We start from the raw sequence: 9,182 nt of genomic DNA, 5'->3' as shown, positions 1-9,182 counted from the left end.
GGCCTGAAGACCGAGCGGGACCAGGTGTCGCCGAACACGGTCTCGGACCTGCACTACACGTACAACGACTTCGGCACGGTCACGAAGATCGCCGATACCCCGGCCGGCGGCACGGCGGACACGCAGTGCTTCAGCCACGACCGTTACGAGCGCCTGGCCGATGCCTGGACGCCGAACTCGGGCGACTGCTCGACCGGCCCCACGGCGACCATTGGCGGCCCGGCCCCGTACCGCGTCCACTACGACTACGACACCGTCGGGCGCCGCACCGGCCAGACCCAGTACGGCACCAGCGCGGGCACCAGGTCGACGACGTACACGTTCCCGACCGGGGCCACCCCGGCCACGACGACCCGCCCGCACACCGTCACCGGCACCAGCACGACCGACAACACTGGCACCCACACCGCGACCTACGGCTACGACAACTCGGGCAACACCACCGGCCGACCCGGCGCCGGCGGGCAGCAGACCCTGACCTGGGACGCCGAGGGCAACCTGTCCGGCGTCACCGACGCCGCCGGCAGCACGACGTTCCTGTACGACGCGGCCGGCGCCCGCCTCATCCGCAAGGACGGCACCGGCAAGACGCTCTACCTGCCCGACATGGAGGTCCGGTACACCACCGCGACCACGAACAAGACCTGCACCCGGTACTTCGGCTTCGGCGGCACCACCGTCGGGCAGCGCACCGCGGGCGGCCTCACCTGGCTCTCGGCCGACGCGCAGGGCACCGGCGACATCTCCGTCGCGGCGTCCACGCAGGCGGTGACGGTACGCCGGCAGCAGCCCTTCGGCGAGTCCCGCGGCGCCGCGGTCACGTGGCCGAACGAGAAGGGCTTCGTCGGCGGTACCAACGACTCGACGACGGGCCTGGTCAGCATCGGCGCCCGGTACTACGACGCGGCCCTGGGCCGGTTCCTCTCCGCCGACCCGGTCGTCGACCCCGAGGACCCGCAGCAGCTGCAGTCCTACGCCTACGCCGAGAACAGCCCGGTCACCCACAGCGACCCGACCGGCGAGCGGACCGACGAGCAGTACTACGGCAAGTCGGGCGCGGCGACGATGGAGCGCTACGTCGACCCGGCCGAGATGGACCGCCTGCGCCAGCAGGAGCTCGATCGGCAGAAGCGCGCCAAGGAGGCCCAGCAGAAGGCCTACTGCAAGGCCCACCCGATCAAGTGCGGCTTCAAGAAGGCGGTCACCGGCGCGGCCAACTGGGTCGACGAGCACAAGGCCGAGATCATCGGCTTCACCGCCGGCTTCGTCGCCGGCGCGGTCTGCAACATGGCGATCGGGGTCACCGGCGTCGGCGCGGTCGCCTGCGGGGCGCTCGCGGGCGCGATCACCAACATGGTGACGTACGCCTATCAGACAAAGGTCCAGGGCAAGGGCAACTTCTCCTGGGGCGGGATGCTCAAGACCGGCGCCGTCGGGGCGGTGGTCGGCGGGCTGGGCGGCGGCCTGGGTTCGATGGTCGGGTCCGGCATCACGGCCGGGCGCGCGGCCATGGCGGCCGGCGACGGGTTGAAGGCCGCGTTCCAGGTCGGCAAGCAGGCGATGGGGGCCGAGGCCCGCAACATCGCGTCCAGCACGGCCGGCGCGGTCAAGGGCGCGGGCGCGCTCGTCGGCGGGCTGAAGAACGCCTTCTCCAAGCCCGGCCCGGCGGCGAACACCACCATCGGCGAGGTCAGGGACATGTTCCTGCCGGACGTCAACGGCGGCGCCGAGAGCGTGAGGAAGATGGCGGAGAAGGTGCGCTGGAGCGACAGTAAACTGCTCCGGTCGGTCTTCAAGCCGAGAAAGAACGTGTTCATCCAGCAGAAGGCCACCGAGTGGGCCATCGACGAGGGCAACCACCGGATGTATGAGCTCATCGCCCGGGCGACGGCCACGGCCGCCGGACGCGGCACCAGCAAGATCACGTTCGCGACGGAGATCTACATCAAGAACTTCAGGCCACGCGGTTGACGAGAGGTGATGCGGTGCCGATGAACAGCGGCCGGGCGACGGCCGTCCGGGCCGCCGCGGCCCTGCTGAGCCGCGGCACGATCGAGATTCGCTCCCTGGCCGGCGACCTGGCGCAGTCCGCGCTCCACGAGCGGGTGCCGCCGGCCGGGGAGCTGGCCGCGGCGGCCGGGCGGATCCGGATGATCGCCGACATCCTGCACAACCTCCCGGAGACGGGTTCGTGGCTCGGCCGTGAGCGGATCGCGCGGCAGGAGCTCGTGCGGCGGTGGGGCGTCTCGACGCCGGAGGGCCGGGAGTGGATCGCCGCGGCCCTCGCCGACGCGGGGCCGCAGTTCGGCAGCTACCCGCCGATGCTGCAGCGGGAGTGGGAGCGGTGGCTCGAGCGGAACCCGCCGCAGCGGGAGCCGACCCCGGTCGAGGCGACGGGGCCGACGCCCGAGTGGCGCGACGGGGAGGTCGCGCTGGTCAACGGGGAGAACGTCGACGTCGCGGTGGGCGCCGTGCTCGAACTGACGCGGAACGAGCCCGACCGTGACTGGACGACGCGGCTGCTGCTCGAGCTCGTCGAGGGCGACCGGCCCGAGGAGGTGCGCGCGGTGGCGGTGACGTGTCTCGGGCATGTCGCCCGGGCCGATCGCGCCATCGACCGGGAGGCGGTGCTGCCGGTGCTGCGGCGGCTGCTCGACGATCCCGCGCTGCGGGTGCGCGCCCAGGAGTCGATCGACGTGATCGAGCGGTACAGCCCCGGCGTCACGCCAGAGTGATGAGGGCGGCGCTGCCGCCGGGGACGGTCAGGGTCACGCCCGCCGTCGTCGTGGTCGCCGACTCGGCCGGGCCCTGCACGAAGGTGCCGTCCGGCCGCACTGTGGCCCCGGCCACCGTGATGTTCGCCGGGGAGTTCAGGGCCGTGCCCGCCAGGCGGATGACCGAGGCCTTCGCCCCCGGCGCCGCCCCCGTGGACAGCGTGACCGTCACCGGCGCCGCCGTGGTGGCCTCCTTGTTGACCAGCATCACGCGCGTCTTGCCGTCGCTGCCGTGCACGGCGTACGTCGTCAGGTTGTGACCGGTGTTCACCGTCGTGCGCAGGAAGGTGCCGGTGCCCATCAGGGCGACCATCAGCATCCCGTAGTACAGCGGCCGCGGGGTCAGGCGGCCCGCTCGGCGGTCCTCCTCGGTGGCGGCGCACAGCGGCGTGTACACGCGCACGTTCATGTCCTGCTCGGGCTGGTCGCACACGCCGATGGTGCCGTGGAAGTTCAGGCCCGACAGGCCCGCCTGCAGCAGCATCAGCGAGTAGTCGACGCCCCACAGGGCGGCGCCGTAGACGTTGCTCACGCCGGGCAGGCCGCCCAGGTTCACCGAGTTCGTCTCGTCGTGGCGCAGGGCGAGGCCGTACTTGCGGGCCGCGGCCAGGGGCTGGCCCAGGTTCTGTAGGTCGTCGCGGGCGTTGTTCGGGGAGAGCAGCTCCTCGACGGTGTGGCCGGGGCTGTTGTGCTGCGACAGCGAGTACGGCTGGTCGGTGAGGTACGCCACCTTGGCGTGCCGGTCCCGGGCGAACTCGTCGATCCACGTGTTGTTGTACGTGTTCGGGCCGGCGACGCGGACGCCGGCGCCCGAGATCGCGCGGGCGCAGGTGTCGAAGTCCGAGAGGTACTGCTGGTAGCCCCAGCCCCCGTCGCGGACGCGGCCCGGGTAGCCGTTGGGCTCGTTGCCGCACTCCATGGCCAGCAGGTGCGGGCCGAGCCGGGTCGCGGCGTAGCGGGCCTCGTCGGCGATGCGCGCCTCGTCCAGGTGGGCCAGGTTCACCGCGAGCTCGACCGGCCAGCCGGTGGCGGCCGAGAGCGCGGCCAGGCGGTCGATCTCGGCCGGGCCGATCGGGGTCTTGGCCCAGGACGGGACCGGGTCGTTGTTCGGGTTCCACAGCACGTACGAGTCGACCGCGTTCGCCCCGACCTTGAGGTTGCCGGTGCCGAGCGTGTGCAGCAGGTTCTTCAGGTTGCCCTGGACCGGGTCGAAGCCGGGGGCGACGGCCAGCTGGTCGGCCTCGTAGGACAGGCCGAGGGCGTTGGCCGGCAGCGGGTTGCCGGGGGCGTTGCGGTCCACGGCGACCACGGCGGCGTCCGCCCCGCCGGGGATGGCCGGCGGCGTGCGCGACGGGGAGGGCGAGGCCGACGCCGGCGCGGAGTGGGTGAGGCGCCGGGCCGGCAGCGCCGCCGCCTCCGGGCCGCCGAGGCTGCCCCAGGCCGCGGCCGCGCTCGTGCACAGCAGGGTCAGCACGATGACGGCCGCGATCAGCCACAGCGGTGGCGTCCGGCCCGGCCGGCCGGGGATGAAGACCTCGGGCGGCTGCACGCTCATGGGCCGCCTCAGCCGCCCTCGACCGGGTGCCGGAGCAGGAGCACGACCTGCAGGCGCCGGAACTTGTCGGTGCGGGCGACGCTGTACTCGTCCTTGATCACGTGCTGGCGGCTCTCGGAGAGGTCGTGCAGCGGGTCGCCGGCGGGCGCGTCGAGGGCGACGATCCAGACCCGCTCCGTGTCGCCCAGGCAGGCGGCCAGGTCGGTGCAGGCCACGCCCGTGTAGGTGCCCGACTCCCGGCCCGAGACCCGCTGGAACGCCTCGCGCGGGATGGCGCTGCCCATCTCGACCATGATCGGGACGCGGCCGTCGCCGAGCCCGGCCGGGGCCGTGTAGGCGATGGCGTCGGCCGGTTCGACCTGGGTGCGCATGTACGCGGCGGCGCCGCGGAAGTCGGGCTCGCCGAGCGAGTCGGCGGCGCGGATGCGCTCCTGGACGGGCCAGCCCAGCACGAGCACGGCCAACAGGGCGGCGGGCATGGCGAACCAGCGGTACCGCACGAGCCGCGGATCGGGCCGGCGCAGCGGTACGACCACCGCGGCCGCGGCGAGCAGCGCCCACGCGGGCAGGGTGAACAGCACGTACTTGGGCAGGAACACGTGCACGAGGGGGTAGATCGCCCAGGCGCCCAGTGGCGGCACGAACGCCCAGGCCAGCAGCGCGGGCACCACGTCGCGGTACACCGCCCAGAGCGCGACGGCGCCGTAGGCCGCGGCGATCATCATCACCCAGGCGACCGCGTGATCGCCGAAGAGCGTGGTGGGGAAGGCGGAGATGTCCTTCTCGCCCCGGCCGATCCAGGCGACCTGCTGCTCCTGGCCCTTCGCGACGAACGCCATCGGCACCGCGAGCGCGGCCGGGACCAGCACGGCGACAAGCCACGGGCGCAGCCTGCGCCGGTCGCCGCCGGCGAGCCGCCAGGCCAGCAGGGCGTGGGCCGGCACCACGAGCAGCGCCACGAAGTGCAGGTAGGTCAGCGCGACCAGGCCGGCGCCGTAGAGCAGCCAGCGCCGGCGGCGCGGGTCGCGCAGCGCGGAGATCAGGCCGAGCGTGGTGAGCATCACCAGCGCGCTGACCCAGGCGTACGAGCGCGCCTCCTGGGCGTAGCGCGACACCGACGGCACGACCGCGAACAGCAGCCCGGCCAGCACGCCGGTGGTGGTGTCCACGAGCCGGCGCCCGAGCACGGCCAGCGCCCCGGCCGCGACGCCCATCGCGATGATCGAGGGCGCCCGCAGCGCGAGCGTCGAGCTGCCGAAGACCTGCGCCCAGAGGTGCGCGAACACGTAGTACAGCCCGTGCACGATGTCGATGTGCTGCAGCAGGTGGAACAGCTGCGGCCACGTCAGCCGGGACGTGTAGGCGGTGACGTACTCGTCCTGCCACAGATTGCGCCCCGAGGGCAGCACCGCGCCGGCCACGAGCGCGGCCGCGGCGGGGGCCCAGGCGACGCGCCACCAGTCCGGCGCGGGGCGCGCCGGCTCATCGGTCGTCGCCGGCGGCGGCGCATCAACGACGGCGGTCGACATGCGGCCGAGGTTAGCACCGAGCGCCGTCACCCGTATGCTGGCCTGCGTCGGGGGGAGGGAAGAGCGTTGCGGAAACGGTTGCGCCTGCTGGCCTGCGTGTTGGCCGCGTCGCTCCTGGTGACCGGGTGCGACCGGCTCTCCGACGAGGTGCAGCCCGGCACGTCCGGCGCCGCGCGGACGCCCCGCGCGGCCGCCTCGAAGCCGGCCCCGGCACCGCACGCGTCGGTGGCCGTCGCCGCCCGCCAGGGCCCGGCCGTGGTGCCGGGCAAGGTGATGCTCGGCGCGTTCGTGAGCATTCAGGGCACCCCCCAGGGGCCGGCCCTGCAGCTGCGCCGCGACCAGCTCGGCCGCGACTTCCGCATCCTGCACTACTACTACGAGTGGAACGATCCGATGCCGACCTCGATGCCGACCGTCGGCGCCGGGCAGTACGCGCTGCTGTCGTGGCGCGGGCCGGCGTACAAGCAGATCCTCAGCGGCTCGCAGGACGCCTGGATCGCCAAGGAGGCCGACCGCCTGGCGCAGTACGGCAAGCCGGTCTTCCTGCGCTGGGCGTGGGAGATGAACGGCAGCTGGTACGAGTGGGGCGGCGCCAAGAACGACAGCCGCCCGCAGGACTTCATCGCGGCCTGGCGGCACATCCACGACATCTTCCAGGCCCACAACGCCAAGAACGTCGGCTGGGTGTGGGGGCCGAACTGGTACTCCAAGCCCGACCTGCCGTGGAACGCGATGGGCAACTACTACCCGGGCGACGAGTACGTGGACTGGGTGGCCATCTCCGGGTACGGCGACAGCAGCCTCAACCCGAACGCGATCTACGACGCCTTCTACGACGAGTTCGGCGCCCGGAAGCCGCTGATGATCGCCGAGACCGGCGTGCTCGACCGCGGCGGCACCACCAAGCCGGACTGGATCGGCGCGCTGTCGGACTGGACCAAGAAGCACCCGGCGATCGCGGCCGTGGTCTGGTACGACACCGACCACAGCCCGGGCACCGAGGAGAACTTCCGGCTGGACAGCACCCCGGGCTCGCTCGAGGCGTTCAAGACCAAGCTGGCGAGCGACCCCTACTTCGGCGGCTGAGCGCGGAACCCGCGGGCCAGCTCGACCTGGCGCAGCACGCGGGCCCCCGCCGTCTCCGCCCCCCAGGCGTGCACCGCGCCGGCGATCCGGACGGCGCCACGCAGCAGCCCGGGGACCGGCACGAACAGCCGCACGAAGCCGGGCACCTGCGCCAGCGGGTCGACCGCCGTCACGTACTCCGGGAACAGCCGGGCCAGGGCGGCCCGGGACCGCCCCTGTTCGCGGAACTGCCGGGCGAAGCCGGCCGGCGACTGCGCGTGCAGGTGCGTCGCGGCCAGCGAGCGGTCGAAGACGCCGGTCAGCCCGGCCCGGGCGCAGCGCAGCCCGAACGCCCGGTCCTCGTGGCGCACCAGCCCGGGCCCGCCGTCCAGGCCCACCGCGAGGGCATCGGCCCGGCGCAGCGAGACGTTCCCGGCCCACAGGTGGGTGATGACGGAGCCGGGGTCCTGCTCGTACGCCCCGCACGCCCGCTCGTAGTCCTCGGCGTAGAGCCAGGCCGGGTAGTCGCCGGGCCGGCGCGGCTCGGGCCGCCGGGTCGGCATGTATCCGAGCACGACCGCCCCCCGCCGGTGCGCATGCGCCGCCGCGTGCCCGGCGGCCAGCCCCGGCCCCGCGAGCACGTCGTCGTCGAGCAGCAGCACCACCTCGCCGGTGGCCCGCTCGACCCCCGCCTGCCGGGCCGCGCCCTGCCCGCGGTTGCCCTGCCAGACCGGGACGATGCGCGGCTCGTCCACGGCGAGCCGCCGCAGCAGCTCCAGCGAGCCGTCCGTGGAGCCGTCGACCACGACCACGATCTCGTGCGGGCAGGGGTCGGCGGCGACCGCGGCGACGATCTCGGTCAGGTGCCGGCCCCGGTTGTACGTCGGGATGACCACCGAGACGGAGGGGGTCGTCATGCGCGGTGCCTTCCCGCCGCGTGCTTCCAGGCGTCGGGGCGGCGCAGGGCCACCACCAGGACGGCCGGGGCCGTGTACAGGCCCTGCAACACCCAGACGCCGGCGAGCCAGAGCGCGAGCCCGGTCAGCCCGTCGTGGGAGCCGCCGTACCAGGCCGCGCCCAGCTCGGCGAGGCCCGCGATCACGGCGAAGACGCTGGCCCGGGGCACCCGGCCGCGGACGCGGGCGATCGCGAAGTACAACGGCCGGAACAGCAGCGCCGAGTAGGTCAGCGCGAGGATCGACAGGGCCGTCCCGGCCAGGTTCGCGTAGTCGGGGCCGAACAGGCCCATCACCGGCCGGGCCACCAGCGCCAGCACCACGCTCGCGGGCACGCCCAGCCCGACGGAGAGCAGCAGGGCCATGCGGACCTTCGCGCGCAGCGCCGTCAGGTTGCCGGCCGCGGCCGCGAACAGCGTCGTGGCCAGGTTGTTGGGCAGCATGGTGACGAACGAGAAGATCATGTACATCGTGTAGAACGCGGCGGTCGCGGCGGGCGAGATGACCGCGGCCACCACCAGCGGCTGCACGGTCCGCGGCACGAACAGGGCCAGGTTGAGCGCGTTGTGCTCCAGCGCCTGCACGAGCCGGCCGCGCAGCATCGAGCGGTCGGGCCGGACCGCGGCCGAGAGCCCCCGCCGGCGCAGCGAGAGCGTCAGCAGCAGTACCGACAGCACCGCGCCCACGACCCAGGTGGCCAGCAGGTGCCCGGGGCCCACGGCCAGCGGCACGAACGCGAGCGCGCCCAGCAGCGCCAGCTTGATCAGCGCGAAGTACGTGTTGCGCAGCAGCTGCAGCGGGCCCGACATGAGCCCGAGCAGCCCGTCGTCGAGCACCAGCGTGGTCGCCGTGACGACCACGCCGAGCAGCAGCATGAGCGTCATCGGCCAGGAGCCGATCGAGTGGCGCAGGCCCGGGATCGCGAAGCGGGCCAGCCCGACGTAGATCAGCCCGCCGGCCGCGGCCGCAGTCGTGGCCACGAGCAGGCAGGTGACGATGAAGTTCCAGCGCCGGGCCGGGTCGGGCAGCCGCGGCAGCTCGGAGATGAGCAGGGTGCCCATGCCGAACATGCTCAGGGTGCCGACCAGCGTGAGCGCGGAGACCGCGGCCGACGCGCTGCCCACCACGTCGGCCGGGAACGCGCGGGCCGCGACCCACCAGTAGGCGAAGCCGAGCACCGACGTGACCACCGTCGTGCCCATCAGCGAGCCCGAGTTGGTCAGCAGGTCGACGTGGCGGCGGGCGGCCCGGCCGAACCGCCGGTCGGGGCGGGTGGCGCTGGTGCCCTCGTAGACGGTCATGG

At 73.5% G+C, this 9,182-nt stretch carries 7 protein-coding genes; 3 read left to right on the top strand and 4 right to left on the bottom strand.

What is annotated here, in order from left to right; genetic code table 11:
* Both AB0B76_RS28715 and AB0B76_RS28710 read left to right on the top strand, forming a co-directional pair.
* Nucleotides 1-1,971: RHS repeat-associated core domain-containing protein (locus tag AB0B76_RS28715; RefSeq protein ID WP_360381382.1), on the top strand; the 1,971-nt coding region annotated here is incomplete at its 5' end.
* 14 nt (nt 1,972-1,985) lie between these two features.
* Nucleotides 1,986-2,735, top strand: a complete 750-nt coding sequence (locus AB0B76_RS28710) for a hypothetical protein (RefSeq protein WP_360381380.1) — start codon at nt 1,986-1,988, stop codon at nt 2,733-2,735.
* Here the strand turns inward: AB0B76_RS28710 and AB0B76_RS28705 are convergent.
* Both AB0B76_RS28705 and AB0B76_RS28700 read right to left on the bottom strand, forming a co-directional pair.
* Nucleotides 2,722-4,329 carry a glycosyl hydrolase family 79 C-terminal domain-containing protein gene (locus tag AB0B76_RS28705; RefSeq protein ID WP_360381379.1) on the bottom strand — a complete coding sequence of 536 codons (1,608 nt, stop codon included), beginning with the start codon at nt 4,327-4,329 and terminating at the stop codon, nt 2,722-2,724. The two genes, AB0B76_RS28710 and AB0B76_RS28705, sit on opposite strands and share 14 nt — an antisense overlap.
* Nucleotides 4,330-4,337: 8 nt before the next feature.
* The gene (locus AB0B76_RS28700; RefSeq protein WP_360381377.1) at nt 4,338-5,858 is read right to left on the bottom strand and encodes a glycosyltransferase family 39 protein; all 1,521 of its coding nucleotides are present in this window, start codon (nt 5,856-5,858) and stop codon (nt 4,338-4,340) included.
* Between the two features lie 66 nt (nt 5,859-5,924).
* On the opposite strand from AB0B76_RS28700, the gene AB0B76_RS28695 reads away from it, so the two are divergent.
* The gene (locus tag AB0B76_RS28695) at nt 5,925-6,944 is read left to right on the top strand and encodes a glycosyl hydrolase (protein WP_360381375.1); all 1,020 of its coding nucleotides are present in this window, start codon (nt 5,925-5,927) and stop codon (nt 6,942-6,944) included.
* Here the strand turns inward: AB0B76_RS28695 and AB0B76_RS28690 are convergent.
* Together AB0B76_RS28690 and AB0B76_RS28685 are read right to left on the bottom strand one after the other, a co-directional pair.
* On the bottom strand, nt 6,929-7,840 hold the full coding sequence (locus AB0B76_RS28690) for a glycosyltransferase family 2 protein (RefSeq protein ID WP_360381374.1): 912 nt from the start codon (nt 7,838-7,840) through the stop codon (nt 6,929-6,931). The two genes, AB0B76_RS28695 and AB0B76_RS28690, sit on opposite strands and share 16 nt — an antisense overlap.
* Nucleotides 7,837-9,180: a hypothetical protein gene (locus AB0B76_RS28685; RefSeq protein ID WP_360381372.1), complete on the bottom strand. Its 1,344-nt coding sequence runs from the start codon at nt 9,178-9,180 to the stop codon at nt 7,837-7,839. The genes AB0B76_RS28690 and AB0B76_RS28685 overlap by 4 nt, the downstream gene beginning before the upstream one ends.
* Nucleotides 9,181-9,182 lie beyond the last annotated feature (2 nt).

This window comes from Dactylosporangium sp. NPDC049140, from assembly GCF_040648435.1.
The sequence above is the reverse complement of the archived record's forward strand: the minus strand, read 5'-3'. Positions and strand labels throughout refer to the sequence as shown.